An 18745-nucleotide genomic window follows, 5' to 3' on the forward strand; every position below is an offset into this window, starting at 1 on the left:
TATCCCGGTGGGGGGTGGGGCTAGCCCCACCCCCCATTTCCTCACAGCGGAGGCACGGACCAGCCCTTCTCCGCGAACAGCGGGGCGTGTTCCGCGTTGATGAACAGCCGGTCCTCCGGGTTCGTGACGCGGAAGTAGCTCTGCGGGTGCAGCAGTTCCCTGGCGTCGTCCGACAGGTCGAGCACGTACCGGTCGGGCGCGCGGCGCTGGGCCAGATAGCGCAGCTCGAACGGGAGCACCGCGAGCGGGTTGGCGTGCTGCCACAGGCCGAGCCCGGCCTCGCGGGCCTGCCGCACGTGCCTCCTGGCGCGGCCCAGCGCGCCCTTCTCGGCGATCGTCCTGGCGCTGCCCGGCGCGGGCACCGAGTCGGACACCCGGCCTTCCTGGCGGACGAACGGGTCGACGTTCGGCCAGATGAAGTACGGCGCCACGTGCCCGGCGGCCAGCAGGCGCTCGTTGTAGGCGTCGGGGCGGGGCTTCTGCTTCTGGTCGCGGTTGACGTAGCACAGCAGCCTGCCGTACCTGTCCAGGATCTCGTGCGCGAAGGCCAGGCGCAGCTTGAACGTGGTCTCCGTCAGCCCCTGTTCCTTGATGTCGGCGCTGATCATGTCGCGCAGCGCCTGCGTCGCCGGGCCGCCGTGCGCGGCGTGGTTGGGCCCGGCCAGCGGGCCCAGCCTGGCCAGCAGGTGCGAGCGCAGCCCCGAGCGCAAGGTGAGCTCGGGGTAGCCGGCCTCGAACGGGTCCGTCAGGAACGTGGTCCAGGCCGGATGGCCGATGTCGGCGAAACCCTTGGGGAAGTCGGGGTGGTTCGGGCTGCGCGGGAGCTGGAAGCTGACCTCGGGGGCGTCGACGCCGAGCAGGCGGACGCCGAAGTTGCCGTCGGCCGCGATGTTGATCGTGTCGCCGTCGTGCACGATCTTGTCCACGGGCTGGGCAGTGCCTCTGGAACGTGCCAGCAGGCCATGGCCGACGGTGATCCCGGGGACCGGTTGTTCAATAGCCTTTGCCATGTGCGCATCATCACCCCGTATTCGCCGCACGTCCCGAAATATCTGGAACTAAAGCCTGACGCCCGACATCTCACGAGAAGAAAGGGAGGCTGAATGATCCAGATGGGGGTCGCCGCGATCGCGGCGGCGATGACGTTGAGCGGCGGGGGGCTGCCGCAGGGCATGCTGTTCATGGAGTCCCACCCGCCGGCCAAGCAGTGGGAGAGCTACAAGACCTACGAGTCGAAGCGGTTCCCGCTCCAGCTCAACCCGTGCTTCCGCGACAAGGCCTGGGACCGGGGCCGGGTCGCGGGCCGGGCCATGCAGTACAACTCGGAGGAAGAGGGCAGGTACGAGCAACTGGTCATCTACCGGGACGTCGAGCACGCCAAGCAGGCCGTGCGCGGCCTGCGCGCCGAGCTCAAGAAGTGCGCCGACCAGGGCAAGGGCACCGAGCGCTACCGCTACTTCACCAAGCCGACGGACGTCGGCGACGAGGCCGTCCGGGCGGGCGGCCGCTTCTTCCACAGCGGCGAGCACGCGCTGGCCGTGCGGCGCGGGGCCGCCGTCTACATCGTCGGCCAGTCGGCCTGGCCCACCAGGAGCCTGCCGATCAGGCACTTCCGCGGCCTCATCGACCAGGCGGAACGCATGATCGTCAAGGTCTGCGAACTGCCCGAGTCGAAGTGCGACTGACGCTCACGGCCCGTCCAATGGCACCGCCTTGCCGCAAGCTCACAGTGACAGCTCCAGCCTGAACCTCGCCGGGTCGAACCCACCGCCCAGCGTGGCGGCCAGCCCCCGGCGAGCCACCCGCGCGAACTCCTGCGCGCCGAGCCCTCCCGACCCCTCCGGGAGCGCCCCGGCCAGCGGCCGCGCCGCCAGCATCTCCAGATCGGCCACCGTGCTGCGCTCGATCACCCCCGGCTCGCCCGGCCACGAACCGATCACCACGCCCGCGGGCTCCAGCCCCCGGTGCGCCAGCGACTCCAGGGTGAGCGCGGCGTCGTTTCCGGCGTCGATCCCCGTCCCGGCCACCACCAGCACCTGCGCGCCCAGAGCGCGTGCCAGGTCGGCCACGGTGGCGCCGTCCTCGTCGTAACGCACCAGCACCCCGCCGGTGCCCTCCACGATCACCAGCCGGTTGCTCTCGCTCAGCTCCCGCACCGTCCTGACGGCTCCACTCAGCGACACGGGCGCCACCCCGGACGTCCTGGCCGCGGCGGCGGGGGACAGCGGCTGCGGGAAGCGGCTCAGCTCGAACGTCGTCGTCACCCCGGCGAGCCTGATGACCGCGTCGACGTCGCCGGGCTCGCCCTCGGCGACACCGGTCTGCGCCGGCTTGACCACCGCCACGCCGGCCCCCCGCTCCCTGGCCAGCACCGCGACCGCCGCTGCCACCACCGTCTTGCCCACCCCGAACCCGGTACCGGTGACCACGAGAACACTCATGCCCCCAGTCTGCCGATCCCGCATGACCCGCCACGACACCGGGTGATCTGACGGACGATGGGAGCGGCTATCCGGACCTGGAGATGATCGTGGGCCGCTCGTGGCGCACACTCGCCGTCCTCGCGGTCCTGGCCGCGGCGTCCTGCTCCGCGCCCGACCCCGGCCCCACGGCCGCCCAGGCGGGCCAGACGCTGAAGTCCCACATCGGCCAGTTGATGCGGCTGCCGAGACTGCACGACGTCGCGGTCACCGACCCCGGTGGCGCGGACGTCGCCTGCGGCGCGGGCGGAGTCAAGCGCACCTACGCCGCCGGCGCCCGCTTCGACGGCGACCCAGAACTGCTCGTCGACCTGCTGACCGGCAGGATGACCGGCACCTGGGGCTACCGGGTGGAGCGCGTGTTCATCCCAGACTCGGTGAAGACCGTTCTCAGGCTGGCCCCCGCCCGCGTCACCGTCACGCTCGACGTCCCCGCCGACGACCGGGCGACGATCACCGGGGAGACGGACTGCGTCCCCGCTCCCCGGTGAGAGGCCGTGAGTACGAAGCGGTCAGGGACGCCTGAGCCGGGTGACGAACTTGTACCTGTCGCCCCGGTACAGCGACTGCGCCCACTCCACCGGGTTGCCGTCGGCGTCGAAGGCGTGCCGGGTGAGCAGCAGCATGGGCAGGCCGACGTCCACGCCGAGCGCCTTGGCGTCGTACGGGGTGGCCAGGACGGTTTCGATGATCTCCTCGGCGTCCGTCAGCCGCACGTTGTACGCGTTGTGCAGCGTCTCGTACAGCGACGAGTGCACCTCCAGCTCGCGCCGCAGCCGGGGGAAGCGGCGGGCGGACAGGTGCGTGGTGTCGATCGAGACCGGCTCGCCGTTGGCCAGGCGCAGCCGGTGGATGCGCAGGACGCGGCCGCCGGGGTTGATGGCCAGGCGCCGGGCCAGCGGCTCGTCGGCGGTGATGTAGCCGATCTCCAGGATCTTGGTGTCCGGCTCGAGACCGGCCGTGCGCAGGTCGCCGATGTAGGAGGTGAGCTGCAGGACCTGGGCCACCTTGGGCTGGGCGACGAAGGTGCCCTTGCCCTGGATGCGCAGCAGCCGTCCTTCGACGACGAGTTCCGTGAGCGCCTGCCTGACCGTCGTGCGCGAGGTCTCGAACCGGACGGCGAGCGTGCGCTCAGGCGGCAGCGCCGTGCCCGCGGGGAGGGTCTTGGTCAGCTCCAGCAGGGCGCGTTTGACGTCGTAGTACTTCGGTACGCGGGGGCTGTCGTCCGTCACGCTCTCACCTTCACTTCTGCCACGGCGGTGAAGGCGTGTCTGATCACCGCGAGATCATCGGAACTCAGATTGGCCCGAGCGGTCAACCGCAGGCAAGTGCGATCGGCCGACCGGTCCGGCGCGCCGGTCCTGACGCGCGCGAGTCCGAGCAGCTCAGGCTGATGGTGAAGGATATCCACAGCGGCGTACGCAATAGTAACCCAGTTCTGCGGTAGGACTTCTGTGTTGGGCAAGGCGCCGATCACCTCCGGCCCACCCGGTGTTGGTTCTCACCATGTGAGATTCCCGAAAACGCGTGGTTCAGCGCATGGGCAGGGCTCCGGGGTCTGCGGCGCGGTCCGGCCAGTGGGCCGGTTTGGTTGTTGCGGGGAATACCACGCATGATGCAGTCGTGCCGACTCTCAGCGACCTCGTCGTCCGCCACACCGCACTCGACGAGGCGGACCTCGACTGGCTGCACTCGCTGGTCTCCGACTGGCAGCTGCTGGCCGACCTGTCCTTCGCCGACCTCATCCTCTGGGCCCCGCTGCTCGGCGAGAACGGGTGGATCGCGATCGCCCAGATGCGTCCCACCACGGGCCCGACCGTCTACCACGACGACATCGTCGGCAGCGTCGCGGCCAAGGGCGAGCGGCACCTCATCGACACCGCGTGGAACGAACGCCGCATCTGCCGCGAAGGCGACCCCGACTGGTCCACCGGGGTCCCGGTGCGCGAGGAGACCATCCCGGTGCGCCGGGCGACGGAGAACGGCGAGGGCCGCTTCCTGGCGGTCATCCAGCGCTCCACGAATCTGTCGTCGGCCCGCACGCCGTCGCGGCTGGAGCTGACGTACCTGCAGAGCGCGTCCGACCTGGCGCAGATGGTGGCCGAGGGGCGTTTCCCGTTCTCCGGCGAAGAGCCCATCCTGGTGCGTTCCCCGCGCGTCGGCGACGGCCTGCTGCGGCTCGACCGGGCCGGCCGGGTCACCTACGCCTCACCGAACGCGCTGTCGGCCTACCGTCGTCTCGGCCTGCACGCCGACCTGGTCGGCGCCGAGCTCGGCCGGGTGACCGCGACGCTCTGCTACTCCGACGAGCCGATCAACGAAGACCTGATGATCGTGGCCAGCGGGCGGGCGGCCAAGGAGACCGAGGTCGAGTCCGGCGGCACGATCGTTCAGCTCAGGGCGATCCCGCTGATCGTGGGCGGCGGCCGCATCGGCGCGCTGGTGCTCATCAGGGACGTCACCGAGCTGCGGCGGCGCGAACGCGAGCTGATGACCAAGGACGCGACGATCCGCGAGATCCACCACCGGGTCAAGAACAACCTGCAGACCGTCGCCGCCCTGCTCCGCCTGCAGGCCCGCAGGCTGCAGGTGCCCGAAGGGCGCGAGGCGCTGGAGGAGGCGGTGCGCCGGGTCGGCTCGATCGCGATCGTGCACGAGACGCTCTCGCACGCGCCAGAGGAGTTCGTGGACTTCGACGAGATCGCCGACCGCGTGATCGCGATGGCGGGCGAGGTGTCGGCGGCCGAGTCGGCCGTCACGCCGCGCCGGGTGGGGGCGTTCGGGGTGCTGCCCTCGCTGATCGCCACGCCGCTGGCGATGGCGCTCACCGAGTTGCTGCAGAACGCGCTTCAGCACGGACGTCCGAAGCGGCTCGAAGTGCTGGTCGCGCCGGAGGTCGATCGGCTGACCGTCACGGTCTGGGACGACGGCCGCGGCCTGCCCGAGGGCTTCGACCTGGAGGCGTCCACCAGCCTGGGGTTGCAGATCGTGCGGACGCTGGTGGTGGGGGAGCTGTCCGGCAGGCTCTCGCTGGAGCCGCGCGAAGGCGGCGGCACGGAGGTCACGCTGTCGGTCCCGCTGCCCGCGTCCTGAGGCTCGTGCCCCGAGCGCGTGGCGTTCCATCCTCCGCCTGATCGGCCGTACGCCGACCAGGCGGGGGTGCCTGAGCAGAAAGCTACTGGTCAGGCGGTGGCGCGGGCGCGGGCGCGAGCCGTGCGGCGCTTGAGCGCGCGACGCTCGTCCTCGCTCAGGCCGCCCCAGACGCCGGCGTCCTGTCCGGACTCCAGCGCCCACTTCAGGCAGGCTTCGACGGCCGAGCAGGACCGGCAAACCTGCTTGGCCTCCTCGATCTGGCTCAGCGCGGGGCCGGTGTTGCCGATCGGGAAGAACAGCTCGGGGTCCACGTCACGGCAGGCAGCTCGGTGGCGCCAGTCCATGCGTCCACTCCTTAGTAGATGGAGCCTCTGGTCGGCTCCGTGCGGCTACTACTTTGTGAAGAGTTTCACTAACTCGTGCGGACAATTACCCGGATCCTGTGCTGGACCGGGGTTGCCCGCTGACGATCAGAAGACCCTGGGGTTGTTAAAGGTCCTACGTTCCGATGTCAGGTTGAGCTTTTCAGCCACGCAGAGTGCACGCAAGAGGGTTGGACCGAAGTTTTGGCTGTTATGGATGTCGGATGCGTCACACAATGACCGAATGTAACCGGCTAGACCAGAACTTGTAACGCGTTCGGTGTAGACCGGAATGTCACGGATTCCCGTTCTCCCAGGTAGTCGCCGTCGAGCTGGAAGGCCACCGGGCGGTCCGCGGTGAGGGTGAACTCGGGCTCGTCATGCAGCTGCACGAGCTGCCGGCCGGACGGAAGGCTGTCACTCTCCGTGAGAATCCGGCGGATCAACGGCGCCAGCGTGGGCAGCCCCAGCCGCTTGAGCCCGAGCAGATCGAGCCCGGTCTCGAAGCTCGCCCACGGCGTCGGGGTCACCGGTCTGGAACCCACGTACGTCCACGGCGAGGTGTTCGAGATGATCGCCATGAACACGCCTTCGGCGACCGGGATGCCCGGGCCGGTGAGCGTCATCGCGGCGTGCCGCTTGTCCGTGGCCAGATAGTGCCGCAGCGCCGTGTTCACATACCGTGCCGGGGTAGCCTTCCGCCCGGCCCCGCGCAGGCCCTCCACGGCCCGGACGACCTCCGCGTCGTACCCCATCCCCGAGCAGAACGTGAAATAGCGGCTCTGCCCCTCCCATAGGGCCTGGCCCAAACCCACCGTGCGCCTGCGGCCATCCCTGAGTGCCTCCAGCACCTGGCCGGTGGCCTCGACCGGGTTGTTCGGCAGGCCGAGCGCGCGGGCGAACACGTTCGCGCTGCCGCCGGGAATGACGATCAGCGCCGGCCGCCGCGCGCTCGGATCGGCGTCGTCGACCGGATCGCCGCCGTTGACCGGGTTCAGCAGCCCGTTCACCGTCTCGTTGATCGTTCCGTCGCCGCCGAGCACCGCCACCACGTCGTAGCCCTTGGCGCGCGCGGTGCCGGCCAGCGTGGCGGCGTGCCCCCGGTAGCCGGTCTCCTCGACCGCCAGGTCGACGGCCGCCCCGAGCGCCCGGATCAGCACGTCTCTGGTACGGGCGTTCGTGGTCGTGGCCTTGGGATTGACCAGGAGCATGGCACGCATGCTGCCAGCGTAACCGGTGATCCTTGCCCGCCTTATCGACCGAACGTCCGATTCTCCGAAGAACTTTGGTACCGGAGAGCACCGGGCCACCCGATGGATAGGGTTTCCGGTGTGAAGCGTCCGTGGAGTTTGATCGTCGCCGCCGCCGTGGTCGCCCTCGAAGGGCTCGTCGCGCTCGGCCTGGGCGGATTCGTGGCAGTGGAGTCACTGGTCGGCAAGCCCGACGACGTCACCTCCGCCATCGCGGAAGCGGTGTTCGGCGTGCTGGTCGGGGCCGGGCTGCTCTGGGTCGCCTGGGGCGGGCTGTACAAGAAGGAGCGGTGGGGGAGGGCGCCAGGCGTGCTGGCCCAGATCTTCGTGCTGCCCGTCGCCTGGACGCTCATGCAGTCCGGCCAGGCGCGGCTCGGCATCCCGCTGATCGTGGTGGCCCTGGCCGGGCTCGCGGCCCTGCTGGCGCCTCCCACCACCCACGCGCTCTACGGCGACGAGAGCTAGTCTTCCGCGGTCAGCCCCTCGCGCAGCTGGGCCAGGGTCCTGGCCAGCAGGCGCGAGACGTGCATCTGCGAGATGCCCAGCTCGGTGGCGATCTGCGACTGCGTCATGTTCCCGAAGAAGCGCAGCAGCAGGATCCGCTTCTCGCGCGGCGGCAGCCGTTCGAGCAGCGGCTTGAGCGATTCGCGGTATTCCACGCCCTCCAGCGATTCGTCCACGATGCCGAGGGAGTCGGAGACCGCGGGCGCGTCGTCGTCACCGGAGTCGGGCGCGTCGAGCGACACCGTGGAGTAGGCGTTGGCCGACTCCAGGCCCTCCAGCACCTCCTCCTCGGTCATCTTGAGATAGGAGGCCAGCTCGGCGACGGTGGGCGCGCGGCCCTCGCGCTGCGACAGCTCGCTGATCGCCTTGGTCAGCGACAGCTTGAGCTCCTGCAGCCGGCGCGGCACCCGCACGGCCCAGCCCTTGTCGCGGAAGTGACGCTTGATCTCGCCGACGATGGTGGGCGTGGCGTACGTGGAGAACTCCACGCCGCGGTTGAGGTCGAACCTGTCGATGGACTTGATCAGGCCGATGGTGGCGACCTGGGTCAGATCGTCGAGCCATTCGCCCCGGTTGCGGAAGCGGCGGGCCAGGTATTCGACCAGGGGAAGGTGGAGCTCGACCAGCTCGTCCCTGATGCGTTGACGGCGCGGCTCCTCGGGACCCAGCTCGGCCAGCTCGGCGAAGAGCATGCGGGCACGCACCCTGTCGGGCACGGCGTGTTCGCTGGTGGCCATGGCTCCAGTCCTTTCCGTCACGCCGGGCTCCCGCCGCCGCGGCGCTTACGCAGGACGATCGCCATGCGATCGGGGGAGTCTGTCACCGCGTCGACGTCGTCGGCCAGGGCGGTCAACACCATCCAGGCGAAGTCGTCGCGCTTCGGCGCGGAGCTGCCGACCGTCACCACCTCGACCCGGACCTGCATCTCCTGCCCGGTCAGCTCGAACTCGGCGATCAGATCGGTGCCTGGCACCGCCTCGCTCAGCAGCATGGCGCACGCTTCGTCGACCGCGATCCGCAGGTCTTCGATCTCGTCCAGCGTGAAGTCCAGCCGCGCGGCCAGCCCGGCGGTTGCCGTACGCAGCACGGACAGGTAGGCGCTCGCGGCGGGGAGCCTGATGCTCACCACGTCGCGGATGCCGGCCTCGGTCTCCGCCCGCGTCTCGGTTTCCTCGGTCACGTTCCTCCTCGCGTATACGACGCTGTCTGCAACTTACCGCCCCGGAGAGGTGCTTGGCAGAATCAGACTCGCCATCAACGGAAAAGGCTCTGCACGGTTGCCACCGCACAGAGCCCTTATGTGCCGGTTTAGGCGGCCTTGGTCTCCCAGAAGATCTTGGAGATTTCGTCGATCTTGCCCAGCAGGTCCTCGGCCTTGGCGACGTCCACCGTGCCCTTGGCGCCGGCCGCGCCGGCGAGCTTGGTGGCGTCCCAGAAGAGCTGGTGCAGCTGGGGGTACTGCTCCAGGTGCGGCGGCTTGAAGTAGTCGGTCCACAGCACCCACAGGTGGTGCTTGACGAGCTCGGCGCGCTCTTCCTTGATCGTCAGGGCGCGAGCGCGGAAGACCGGGTCCTCGTTGCCTGCGTACTTCTCCATGATCGCCTTGACCGACTCCGCCTCGATGCGGGCCTGGGCGGGGTCGTAGACGCCGCAGGGCAGGTCGCAGTGTGCGGAAGCGACATGCTTGGGTCGTAGCAGTCGTGCGAGCATCAGAAAGTCCTTCCTTGATGCTGAATCAGCTTGGTCCACTAACCGACCTTACTCGGGTCGCAAACGCCTGCGGAGTAGGGGGTCACAGCCCATGAGAGTGCGTGTCGAGGGCGATTCGATGCGGCCCGCGCTGGTTCCAGGCGACTGGCTCCTGGTGCGCAGGGGGGCCACCGTGCACCCGGGCGACCTGGTCGTGGCGCGGTTGCCCGGCGAGCCCGACCGGCTGATCGTCAAGCGCGCCCAGTGGCACGGCGCGGACGGCTGGTGGCTGGAGAGCGACAACCAGCGCGCCAGCGGACGCCGTGACAGCTGGGACTTCGGCCCGGTGAACGACATCGTGGGCCGGGTCGTGCTGCGTTACTGGCCGCTCTTGAGACGGGCGCGGTAGGCGGCCACGTTCTGGCGGGTGGCGCAGCGGGCCGAGCAGTAGCGGCGCGACCGGTTGGAGGAGGTGTCGAGGAAGGCCCGGGCGCAGCGGGGGTCCTGGCAGCGGCCGAGCCTGTCGGGGCCGAGTTCGGCGACCACTGCGGCCAGGCCCATCACGGCCGCGGCGGCGGAGGTCTCAGCCAGGTGCAGGTGCCAGCGCTGGCCGTCGTGGCCGGAGAGCTGGGGACGCACCGGGTGGCGTACCAGCAGGGCGTTCAGCTTGGCGACCATGGCCTCCTCGTCGGTGGCGAGGTCGAAGACGGCGGCCAGGTCGTCGCGCAGGTCGTGCAGCTCGGGCGGCGGGCCGGGGTCGTTGACCAGGCGGACCGCCCACTCCGCGTAAGAGGTGAGGTCCATGCTCGAGTATTACACGCCGCCCGTGCCCTGCTGTGCCGGGCCGGGCGCGCGAAACGGCGGGGACGTGTCACCTGATGGGACACGCCCCCGCCGTTTCTCGCGGTGGTGCTGAACCTGCCAGGGTCGGCCTGGCGGGGTCGGCGCCGCGGGCCAGGGTCAGCCCTCCGGGTGCAGCACGCGGCGCAGGAACGTACGCGTGCGCTCGTGCTGCGGGTCGCCGATGACCTGCTCGGGGGCGCCGTCCTCGACGATGACGCCGCCGTCCATGAACACCACCCGATCGGCCACCTCGCGGGCGAAGCCCATCTCGTGGGTGACCACGAGCATGGTCATGCCCTCCTCCGCCAGCTTGCGCATGACGGTGAGCACGTCGCCGACCAGTTCGGGGTCGAGCGCCGAGGTGGGCTCGTCGAACAGCATCAGGTCGGGGTTCATGGCCAGGGCCCTGGCGATGGCCACCCGCTGCTGCTGTCCGCCGGAGAGCTGGAGCGGGTAGGCGTCGCACTTGGCGCCGACCCCCACCTTGTCCAGGTTCTCCCGGGCGATGAGCTCGGCTTCCTTCTTGCTCCGCTTCAGCACGCGCTGCTGGGCGATCATGACGTTCTGCAGCGCGGTCATGTGCGGGAACAGGTTGAACTGCTGGAACACCATGCCGATGCGACGGCGTGCCGCGTCGATGTCCGCATCGGGATGCGTCAGCTCGACGCCCTCGACGAAGACCTTGCCCCTGGTCGGCGTCTCGAGCAGGTTCACGCAGCGCAGTAGCGTGGACTTGCCCGACCCTGACGGGCCGATGACGCAGACGACCTGGCCGGGCTCGATGGCGAAGTCGATGCCCTTGAGCACTTCGTTGGCGCCGAAGTACTTGTGCAGGTCCTTGATCTCGACCGCGTGGCTCATCGCGCCCTCCCCGTACGTGCCTCCAGCCGGCGCACCAGGTAGCCCAGCGGGATCGTGACGATCAGGTACGTGATCCCGGCCACCATGATGGGCGTGGCGTTGGCGTGCCTGGAGGCCAGGTCGTTGCCGAACTTGGCCAGCTCGACGTACTCGCCGGAGACCCCCAGGAAGAGGATCAGCGACGAGTCCTTGAGCAGGGCGATGAACTGGTTGGTCGTCGGCGGGATCACGATCCGGATCGCCTGCGGGACCACCACGGTGGCCAGCGCCCGGCCCGCGGACATGCCGAGCGACCTGGCCGCCTCGGTCTGCCCCTTGGGCACGGCCTGCAGACCGGCCCGGAACACCTCGGCCTGATAGGCGGCTCCCACCAGGCCCAGGCCCAGGATGCCCTCGCCGTACTTCCCGCCGGGCACCTCGAAGCCGGGCAGCGCCAGCGGCAGGAAGGTGATCATCAGGAAGATGAGCAGCGCGGGCAGGCCGCGGAAGACCTCGATGTAGATGCCGGAGATCCACCGGTACGGGCCGACCTGGGACAGGCGCATGAGCGCCAGCACGAGACCGAGCGCGAAGGCGAAGATGAACCCGCCCACCGCGTAAATGATCGTGTTCTTCAGCGCGATCGTGAACAGCTCGGGGAATGCCTTCTCCGCCACGTCGAGCTTGGCGAAGTTGTCTGCCAGGCTGGACCAGTCCCCGTACAGGACGAGTCCGACAAGAGCGAGGACCAGCACGCTGTACTGGACACCGCGGACTATCCGTTGCTTCTTACGCGGGCTGAGCCCGGCACGGGCCGGCCCAGCCACCTTCGGCTGCTCGGTCATGGATCAGCTCAGCTCACCGGGCTTCTTGCCGAACCACTTCACGTAGATCTGCTCGTACGTGCCGTCCTTCTTGGCCGCCTCGATCGAGTCGTTGATGGCCTTGAGCAGGACGGGGTCCGCGTTCTTCTTCAGCCCGACGCCGTACTGCTCGCCGGTGTCGAGGCTGGCGATCATCTCGAACTTCTCGGCGATCTCCGGCTTCTTGAGCCAGGTGAGAACGACGGGCAGGTCCTGGACGATCACGTCGGCCTGGCCGGCCTGCAGGGCCAGCAGCTCCTTGGCGGAGTCGGCGTACTCGGTGGGGTTGAGCCCCTTGCCCTTGACGTAGTCGAGACCGGTGGTGCTGGCCTGGGCGCCCAGCTTGAGGTTCTTGGCCTTGACGTCGTCCAGGGACGTGGCGCCGGTGCCCTTCTTGGCCAGCAGGGCCTGCGTGGCGTCGAAGTACGGCACCGAGAAGTCGATGTTCTGCTTGCGCTCGTCGGTGATGGTCATGCCGGCGGCGGCGGCGTCGCACTTCTTGGCGGCCATGGCGGCGCCGCTCTTGATCACGGCGAAGTCGATGTCGACGATCTCCTGCGTGACGCCGAGCTTCTTGGCGGCCAGGTCCATGATGTCCACGTCGAAGCCGACGATCTTGCCGCCGGCGTCCTGGAACTGGAACGGCTCGTAGGGGATGTTGGTGCAGACCGTGAGCTTGCCTTCGTTGACCAGCTTGGCCGTAGCGCCACCCGCGGCACTCGCGGTGCTGGTGGCGGAGGTCGAGCCTCCCTTGTCACTGCCGCACGCGCTCAGGGCGAGAGCGGCGACCAAAGCGAGCGCGCCGGCGGCGTAACCGCGGCGGCCCTTGGGGCTGAGGGCCATGTTCGGCCTCCTCGTAGTGATATGCCACGAAAGTTGGGTTTTGTGAAGTTTAAATGGGGTTTAGCTGCAGTCCGTCACGTGGGATTTAACAATGCGTCAACAGAACGGCGTCGGCACTGACACCGAAGCCCATCTCACCATGTGGCAGTATGGGGAGACGGGTGACCCCCGTAACCCCCTCAACGAGACGCTCGACGAGGGGAACCTGGCAGCTACCGAAGCCAGCCCTCTCGCGACGTCCGCTCGAAGGTCTCTTCCGTAACGATGACTACAGGGGTCGCTGTGGCTGCCACGCCCGCTTCTGCTTCCGTCTCAGGTTCCACGAACACCGACTCTCTCGACCTCGATCCCGCCTTCGCCGTGCATCGCGGGGGCAAGCTCGAGGTGCGCTCCACCATTCCCGTCCGCGACGCCCACGACCTGTCGCTGGCCTACACGCCCGGCGTGGCCAGGGTCTGCACCGCGATCGCCGACGATCCGTCGCTGGCCGACGACTACACCTGGGTCTCCAACGTGGTCGCCGTCGTCTCCGACGGCACCGCCGTGCTCGGGCTCGGCGACATCGGCCCGGCCGCGGCCATGCCGGTCATGGAGGGCAAGGCGCTGCTGTTCAAGGAGTTCGGCGACGTCGACGCCGTCCCCATCTGCCTCGACTGCACCGACGTCGACGCGCTCGTCGAGACCGTGGTGCGGCTCGCGCCCTCGTTCGGCGGGATCAACCTGGAGGACATCAGCGCGCCGCGCTGCTTCGAGGTCGAGGACCGGCTGCGCGACGTGCTCGACATCCCGGTCTTCCACGACGACCAGCACGGCACCGCCATCGTCGTGCTGGCCGCGCTCCAGAACGCCGCCCGCCTGACCGGCCGCTCGCTCGGCGACCTGCGCGCGGTGGTGGCCGGCGCGGGCGCGTCCGGCGTCGCGGTCACCAGGATCCTGCTGGAGGCCGGGATCGGCGACATCGCCGTCTCCGACTCCAAGGGCATGATCTATCAGGGCAGGGAGGGGCTGAACCCGGTCAAGGAGGCGCTGGCCCGCGACACCAACCGCGCCGGGCACACCGGGTCCACCGAGGAGGCGCTGGCCGGGGCCGACGTGTTCGTGGGGTTGTCCGGGTCCACCGTGTCCGAGCAGGCCATCGCGTCCATGGCGCCCGACGCGATCGTCTTCGCCCTGTCGAACCCGACCCCGGAGGTCCACCCCGAGATCGCGGCCAAGCACGTCGCCGTGGTGGCCACCGGGCGCTCCGACTTCCCCAACCAGATCAACAACGTCCTGGCCTTCCCCGGGGTCTTCAGAGGCGCCCTGGACGTCCGCGCGGCCACGATCACCGAGAACATGAAGGTGGCCGCGGCCAACGCGCTGGCGGGCGTCGTCGGCGACGAGCTCTCGTCCGACTACATCATCCCCAGCCCGTTCGACGCCCGCGTCGCGCCCGCCGTGACGGCCGCCGTCGCAGCTCAGGCCGCTGTCGACGGGGTCGCCCGCCGCTGAGCACCGCCGCGTACGTGAGCGGGGACCGCAAGGTCTCCGCTCACGACGTGTTCCCCGGACCTCGCCGAGGGTAGGTGAGATGCCCATCGAGGAGGACGGGCGCAGCGGCCAGAGGGCGGGACGGAGTTCGGGTGAACTTAGGGAACTGCCATAAAGCCTTTACTCAGCGTGCTATAAAAAAGCTCTCTGTAAGGATGCGGGCGCCGACTCCTGTGACGAGGAGAGCGATGGAACGCGAGCCCAATCGACTGCTTCAGCAGCTCATCGCGGAGGCGGGCTTTTCCCACAAGGGGCTGGCCAGGCGCCTCAACGACCTGGGAGCCGCACGCGGCACTCCCGGCCTCAAGTACGACCACAGCTCCGTGCTGCGCTGGATCGGTGGTCAGCGGCCGAGAGACCCGGTGCCATGCCTACTTACCGAGATCTTCGCGCTCCGGCTCGGCAGGCCGATCAGCCCCGAAGACCTCGGCATGCCGGCCATCACTACACCCCTCGATCTCGGGCAGGAGTTCACGCACACGTGGCAGGAGGGGGTCGCGACCGTGACGGCGCTGTGGCGGGCCGATGTAGAGAGACGGAGGTTCCTGATCGACTCGACGTTCGCGATAGGGGCGGGCTCCGTAGGAGCCGTACGCTGGCTGACGTCCCCGGGTGAGGGACGACCGAGCGGCACCGGCACGCGCCGGGTCGGCAGGGCCGACATCGCCGCCATCCACGAGGTCACCCGCTCGTTCGGTGAGCTCGACAATCGCTTCGGCAGCGGCCGGGTCCGCTCGTCCGTGGTGAAATACCTCGACACCGCGGTCTCCCCGCTGCTCAAGGACGGCTCGTACGGCGAATCGACGGGCCGCCAGCTCGCCGCGGCCGCCGCCGAGCTGACCCGTCTGGCCGGCTGGATGGCCTACGACATGGAGCAGCACGGCCTCGCCCAGCGCTACCTGATCCAGGCGCTGCGACTGGCCAGGGGAGCCGACGACCACACGCTGGGCGGCGAGATCCTCGCCGGGATGGCACACCAGGCCATCTACATGGGTCAGCCCGCCCACGCGCTCGACCTGGCCAGGGCCGCGCAACTCGCGGCCAGGCGGGCGGGCGTCATGACACTGCTGGCGTCGTCACATGTGCTGGAGGCGCACGCGCACGCCGGCCTCGGCGACGCCCGCTCCTGCGGCGCGTCGCTGCACGAGGCCGAGTGCGCCTTCGACGCCCGCAAGCCCGCCGAGGAGCCCAAGTGGCTCAGCTACTTCGACGAGGCCTACCTGTCGGCCAAGTTCGCGCACTGCTTTCGCGACCTGGGCGAGGGCGAGCGCGCCGTCCGTCAGGCGCGCCGCTCACTCGACATGGACAGCAGGTACGTGCGCGGCCGCATGTTCAACCTGTCGCTGCTGGCGGCGGGGCTGTTGCAGTGCGAGGAACTGGAGGAGGCGTGCGCGGCGGCGGGCAACGCGCTGACGCTGGCGAGCGAACTGCAGTCGGCGCGGTCGCGGTCGTACGCGGCGGATCTGCGGCGGCGGCTGGAGCCTTACAAGAACGAGCGGGTGGTCGCGCAACTGCGTGAACGCACCCGCGAGCTCACCTCGGTCTGAGGCATGCCGAGAAGCCCTGGGCCCAGTGCGGTGGCCCAGGGCTTCTTCGTGCCCTACTTCAGCAGTTCGCCGTTCGGGCCGACGATGCTCTTGGTCTCGGCGTAGTTCGCCTTGTCGTAGACCGCGGCCGTCTCACCGTCGAAGACGGCGGAGCTGATGAAGTCGATCCGGTCGTTGCCGTCCTGGTCGGCGAAGGTGCTGGTGACACCGTTGACGTAACCGAGGCGCTTGCTGTTGTTGTACTTGATGAGCCACGGGCCGCCGTCGGCGCCGAAGGTCATCGAGCACTTGAGTACCTGGTGCGTCTCGACCTTGAACATGTTGGCCTGGTAGGTCTTGGTGCCGGTCTTGCCGTAGCAGTACTTGGGCGTGACACCGGAGTACGGCTTGTCGCCGTCGGGGTGGGGGGCGCTGGGGTAGCCGAAGACCATGGTCTTCTGGCCGAGGGGCTGGTTCCACGCGAAGCCCTGACCGCCGACCACGTCACCGAGGCGGCCGGTGTCCTTGGCGATGCCGATGAAGTAGTGGTCACGGAAGTACTTGACCGTCTTGCCCGTCTTGACCCACTGCTTGAGGTAGTAGTGGGTCTCGTACCAGGCGATCTCGGTACCGTTCTTGTCCTTCTCCACATCCAACCAGCCCAAGAACTTGCCCGCGGCCTTCTCCGCGGCGAGTTTCTTGTACGTCTCCTGGCTGATGGCGGTCGGACCGACCTGCTCGTACTGCTCACCGTTCTTGTTGTCATCGGTGCTCTTCGGCGCGGCCGCATAGTCGGCCTTGGTGACCTCGACCTTGATCAGGGTCTTCTCACCCTTGTAGTCGTGGCCGACCTTCTCCGGAGTGAGATCGACGTCCTTGGACCAGTACGGCCCCTCGGGCCCGTACTTGGCGAAGGCAGGCTCGAACTCCTCCTTCTTGATCTCCTCGTGCTTAATCCACTTGTCACCGGCCCAGGCGGCGAACTCGGGCTTGGTGACCTCCTTGTGGCCGACGATCGAGAAGCCGTTGTGCACGGCCACGAAGGCGAAGTCGCCGTCGTAGTCGTCGTAGGTGTCGAGGTCATAGGTCGTGAAGGCGTACGCGCCGGGGTAAACGCCCCACGGAGCCTTGCCCTGGTAGTAGCCGGGTACGAACACCCACTTGGAGAAGACGTCCCTGCCGTTCTCGTACACGCAGTGGCCGGCGGTGGCGACGAGGTTGCGGTGACGGGACTGGATCGAGGTGGCCGAGCACCAGCGGTAGCGGCCCTCGCGGTCGATGAAGAACACCTTGCCGATGGTCTTGGGCAGGTTGACGTTCTGCACCTTGGGGGGCTGGCCGGTGACACCGATCGGTGCGGTCATGCCGGGCTTGCCGTCGGCCGCGCCGTCCTTGCTCTGGGTTGCGACCAGCTTGGGCACGTCCTTGGCGTCCCAGTAGTACTGAGTGGCCTTACGGAGGGCGGCGCCGTTGGCGTCGAGCCAGAACGCGGCGGCTCCGTAGGCGTCGGCAGGCTTGGGCATGAGGTTGTCGGTGACCCAGTGCGGGTCGGCGCTGGCGGGCATGGTCAGCGCGGCGGCGCTCAGACTAGCGGCAGCGAGGGGGATGAGCAGGCGCTTCACGGGAGGCTCCACAAGTTTACAAAACGGGCGTAAAGACCCTATCGACCCACTGGTCACTCTGATAAGGGATCTTCTCCGAATTTGCTGTGAAAAGGCCGAAGGGCCTGGCTGGTGCCAGGCCCTTCGGGTTGAGCTGGGTTCGAGCTGGGGTTTGGACCCCCGGCTCGAGGATCATTCCGAAGATTAGCTGTCAGCCTTCGGGATGATGCTGCCGGACCACACGTTCGCCGCGGCGGTGTAGACCGCAGCGGTCTCACCGTCGAAGTACGGGGTGGACATGTAGTCCCAGCGGTCGTTGCTGTCGGTGTCGTACAGAACGCTGGTGACGCCGTTGACGTAGCCCATGCGCTTGGCGTTGCTGTACTTGAGCAGCCACGGGGCGCCGTTGTAGCCGCCGGTGACGGCGCACTTCAGCGCAACGTGCTCTTCGATCTTCAGCGAGGCGACCTTGGTGGCCTTCGCACCGGTCTTGCCGTAGCACCACTTCGGCGTAACGCCGGAGTAGGGCTTGGAGCCGTCGGGGTGCTTGGCGTAGGGGTAGCCGAAGGTACGGACGTACTTGCCGGTCGGCTGGTTCCACGCGAAGCCCTGGCCACCGACGTTGTCACCGAGGCGACCGACGTCCTTGATGGTGACGGCGAAGGGCTCCTTGATGAAGTAGCCGGTGATCTTCTTGTAGACGACGTAGTCGTCCTTGATCGCGTACCACTGGACAACCCAGTACTGGGTCTTGTACCAGCTGCCGTCCTTGGCCTCGAGCTTGCCGAGGTACTCGCCCTTGGCCTTCTTGGCCGCGAGCTCCTTGTACTCAGCCTCGGTGATGGCGATGGGGTCTTCGCTCGTGTCGAGCTTCAGCTTGCCATCGACCTCGATCGGGCACTGGCCCTCGCAACGCTGACCGTTGTTGTACGGCTTGGCGAGCTTGGTGGCCTTCTCGTAGGTGTAGGAGTCGACCTCCTTGCCCAGCGGGAAGAGGGTCTCGCCAGCCTTGGGCTGGTAGTCGTGACCGACGGGCAGACGCTCGCCCTTCACCTGGTCCTTGAAGTACGGGCCGACAGGAGCCTCGCCGTACTGGGCGGCCTCCTTCTTCCACGTCTCCTCGTCGAGGGTGACGCTCTTGATCTCCTTGTCACCCTGGAACGCGTCGTACTCGGCCTTGCTGACCTGCTTCCAGCCGCCACCGCTGCCGGCGACGCTGACACCGTTGTAGACGGTGACGAACGCGTAGTCGCGGTCGAAGTCCTCGTAGTTCGAGAAGTCGTAGTGGGTGAAGGCCTGCTTACCCACGTAGATGCCCCAC

At 68.5% G+C, this 18745-nt stretch carries 21 protein-coding genes; 7 read left to right on the forward strand and 14 right to left on the reverse strand.

What is annotated here, in order from left to right:
- Positions 1 to 41: 41 nt before the first annotated feature.
- Positions 42 to 1010 carry a thermonuclease family protein gene (locus tag HII36_RS29960; protein WP_173526629.1) on the reverse strand — a complete coding sequence of 323 codons (969 nt, stop codon included), beginning with the start codon at positions 1008 to 1010 and terminating at the stop codon, positions 42 to 44.
- Positions 1011 to 1103: 93 nt separating this feature from the next.
- Between HII36_RS29960 and HII36_RS29965 the strand changes: the two genes are divergently transcribed.
- Positions 1104 to 1685 (forward strand): hypothetical protein, encoded by a 582-nt coding sequence (locus tag HII36_RS29965; RefSeq protein ID WP_173526630.1) that lies wholly within the window; start codon positions 1104 to 1106, stop codon positions 1683 to 1685.
- 39 nt (positions 1686 to 1724) lie between these two features.
- Here the strand turns inward: HII36_RS29965 and bioD are convergent, their stop codons facing one another.
- Positions 1725 to 2441 (reverse strand): dethiobiotin synthase, encoded by a 717-nt coding sequence (gene bioD, locus HII36_RS29970; protein ID WP_173526631.1) that lies wholly within the window; start codon positions 2439 to 2441, stop codon positions 1725 to 1727.
- 89 nt (positions 2442 to 2530) lie between these two features.
- Between bioD and HII36_RS29975 the strand changes: the two genes are divergently transcribed.
- Entirely contained in the window at positions 2531 to 2971 is a 441-nt protein-coding gene (locus tag HII36_RS29975; RefSeq protein WP_173526632.1) for a hypothetical protein, read from the forward strand.
- Positions 2972 to 2992: 21 nt separating this feature from the next.
- Here the strand turns inward: HII36_RS29975 and HII36_RS29980 are convergent, their stop codons facing one another.
- Positions 2993 to 3712: a GntR family transcriptional regulator gene (locus tag HII36_RS29980; protein ID WP_173526633.1), complete on the reverse strand. Its 720-nt coding sequence runs from the start codon at positions 3710 to 3712 to the stop codon at positions 2993 to 2995.
- A 391-nt stretch (positions 3713 to 4103) separates the two neighbouring features.
- Here HII36_RS29980 and HII36_RS29985 point away from each other — a divergent pair, with 391 nt between their 5' ends.
- Complete coding sequence (locus HII36_RS29985; protein ID WP_173526634.1) at positions 4104 to 5573, forward strand: histidine kinase N-terminal domain-containing protein; 1470 nt, start codon at positions 4104 to 4106, stop codon at positions 5571 to 5573.
- 89 nt (positions 5574 to 5662) lie between these two features.
- Here HII36_RS29985 and HII36_RS29990 read toward each other — a convergent pair whose 3' ends face one another.
- Positions 5663 to 5917: a WhiB family transcriptional regulator gene (locus HII36_RS29990; protein ID WP_173526635.1), complete on the reverse strand. Its 255-nt coding sequence runs from the start codon at positions 5915 to 5917 to the stop codon at positions 5663 to 5665.
- Positions 5918 to 6189: 272 nt separating this feature from the next.
- Positions 6190 to 7155, reverse strand: coding sequence for a diacylglycerol/lipid kinase family protein (locus HII36_RS29995; protein ID WP_173526636.1), 966 nt, complete (start codon positions 7153 to 7155; stop codon positions 6190 to 6192).
- A 111-nt stretch (positions 7156 to 7266) separates the two neighbouring features.
- Here HII36_RS29995 and HII36_RS30000 point away from each other — a divergent pair, with 111 nt between their 5' ends.
- Positions 7267 to 7650 (forward strand): hypothetical protein, encoded by a 384-nt coding sequence (locus HII36_RS30000; protein WP_328807954.1) that lies wholly within the window; start codon positions 7267 to 7269, stop codon positions 7648 to 7650.
- On the opposite strand, the gene HII36_RS30005 is transcribed toward HII36_RS30000, so the two are convergent.
- The 3 genes from HII36_RS30005 to sodN form a co-directional block, all read right to left on the reverse strand.
- Positions 7647 to 8426, reverse strand: coding sequence for an RNA polymerase sigma factor SigF (locus HII36_RS30005; RefSeq protein ID WP_173526638.1), 780 nt, complete (start codon positions 8424 to 8426; stop codon positions 7647 to 7649). The genes HII36_RS30000 and HII36_RS30005 overlap by 4 nt on opposite strands.
- Before the next feature lie 17 nt (positions 8427 to 8443).
- On the reverse strand, positions 8444 to 8869 hold the full coding sequence (locus HII36_RS30010) for an anti-sigma factor (RefSeq protein ID WP_173526639.1): 426 nt from the start codon (positions 8867 to 8869) through the stop codon (positions 8444 to 8446).
- A 128-nt stretch (positions 8870 to 8997) separates the two neighbouring features.
- On the reverse strand, positions 8998 to 9399 hold the full coding sequence (sodN, locus tag HII36_RS30015; RefSeq protein ID WP_217370137.1) for a superoxide dismutase, Ni: 402 nt from the start codon (positions 9397 to 9399) through the stop codon (positions 8998 to 9000).
- A gap of 67 nt (positions 9400 to 9466) precedes the next feature.
- Here sodN and HII36_RS30020 point away from each other — a divergent pair, with 67 nt between their 5' ends.
- Positions 9467 to 9787: a S24 family peptidase gene (locus HII36_RS30020; protein WP_268959644.1), complete on the forward strand. Its 321-nt coding sequence runs from the start codon at positions 9467 to 9469 to the stop codon at positions 9785 to 9787.
- Here HII36_RS30020 and HII36_RS30025 read toward each other — a convergent pair.
- The 4 genes from HII36_RS30025 to HII36_RS30040 all read right to left on the reverse strand — a co-directional run bounded on the left by HII36_RS30025 (position 9757) and on the right by HII36_RS30040 (position 12767).
- The gene (locus HII36_RS30025; RefSeq protein ID WP_173526641.1) at positions 9757 to 10182 is read right to left on the reverse strand and encodes a CGNR zinc finger domain-containing protein; all 426 of its coding nucleotides are present in this window, start codon (positions 10180 to 10182) and stop codon (positions 9757 to 9759) included. The two genes, HII36_RS30020 and HII36_RS30025, sit on opposite strands and share 31 nt — an antisense overlap.
- A gap of 156 nt (positions 10183 to 10338) precedes the next feature.
- Positions 10339 to 11082, reverse strand: coding sequence for an amino acid ABC transporter ATP-binding protein (locus HII36_RS30030; protein ID WP_173526642.1), 744 nt, complete (start codon positions 11080 to 11082; stop codon positions 10339 to 10341).
- Positions 11079 to 11906 carry an amino acid ABC transporter permease gene (locus HII36_RS30035; RefSeq protein ID WP_173526643.1) on the reverse strand — a complete coding sequence of 276 codons (828 nt, stop codon included), beginning with the start codon at positions 11904 to 11906 and terminating at the stop codon, positions 11079 to 11081. The genes HII36_RS30030 and HII36_RS30035 overlap by 4 nt, the downstream gene beginning before the upstream one ends.
- Before the next feature lie 3 nt (positions 11907 to 11909).
- A complete protein-coding gene (locus tag HII36_RS30040; RefSeq protein ID WP_173526644.1) occupies positions 11910 to 12767 on the reverse strand; it encodes a transporter substrate-binding domain-containing protein in 858 nt (285 codons plus the stop codon).
- A gap of 282 nt (positions 12768 to 13049) precedes the next feature.
- Here HII36_RS30040 and HII36_RS30045 point away from each other — a divergent pair, with 282 nt between their 5' ends.
- Positions 13050 to 14258: an NAD(P)-dependent malic enzyme gene (locus HII36_RS30045; RefSeq protein ID WP_328807955.1), complete on the forward strand. Its 1209-nt coding sequence runs from the start codon at positions 13050 to 13052 to the stop codon at positions 14256 to 14258.
- A gap of 227 nt (positions 14259 to 14485) precedes the next feature.
- Positions 14486 to 15844, forward strand: coding sequence for a hypothetical protein (locus HII36_RS30050; protein WP_173526646.1), 1359 nt, complete (start codon positions 14486 to 14488; stop codon positions 15842 to 15844).
- A gap of 53 nt (positions 15845 to 15897) precedes the next feature.
- Here HII36_RS30050 and HII36_RS30055 read toward each other — a convergent pair whose 3' ends face one another.
- Together HII36_RS30055 and HII36_RS30060 are read right to left on the reverse strand one after the other, a co-directional pair.
- Complete coding sequence (locus HII36_RS30055; protein WP_173526647.1) at positions 15898 to 17445, reverse strand: trypsin-like serine peptidase; 1548 nt, start codon at positions 17443 to 17445, stop codon at positions 15898 to 15900.
- A gap of 183 nt (positions 17446 to 17628) precedes the next feature.
- Positions 17629 to 18738: a trypsin-like serine peptidase gene (locus tag HII36_RS30060; protein WP_407940834.1), complete on the reverse strand. Its 1110-nt coding sequence runs from the start codon at positions 18736 to 18738 to the stop codon at positions 17629 to 17631.
- Positions 18739 to 18745: the final 7 nt, after the last annotated feature.

The organism is Nonomuraea antri (genome assembly GCF_013283785.1).
Taxonomy (GTDB): domain Bacteria; phylum Actinomycetota; class Actinomycetes; order Streptosporangiales; family Streptosporangiaceae; genus Nonomuraea; species Nonomuraea antri.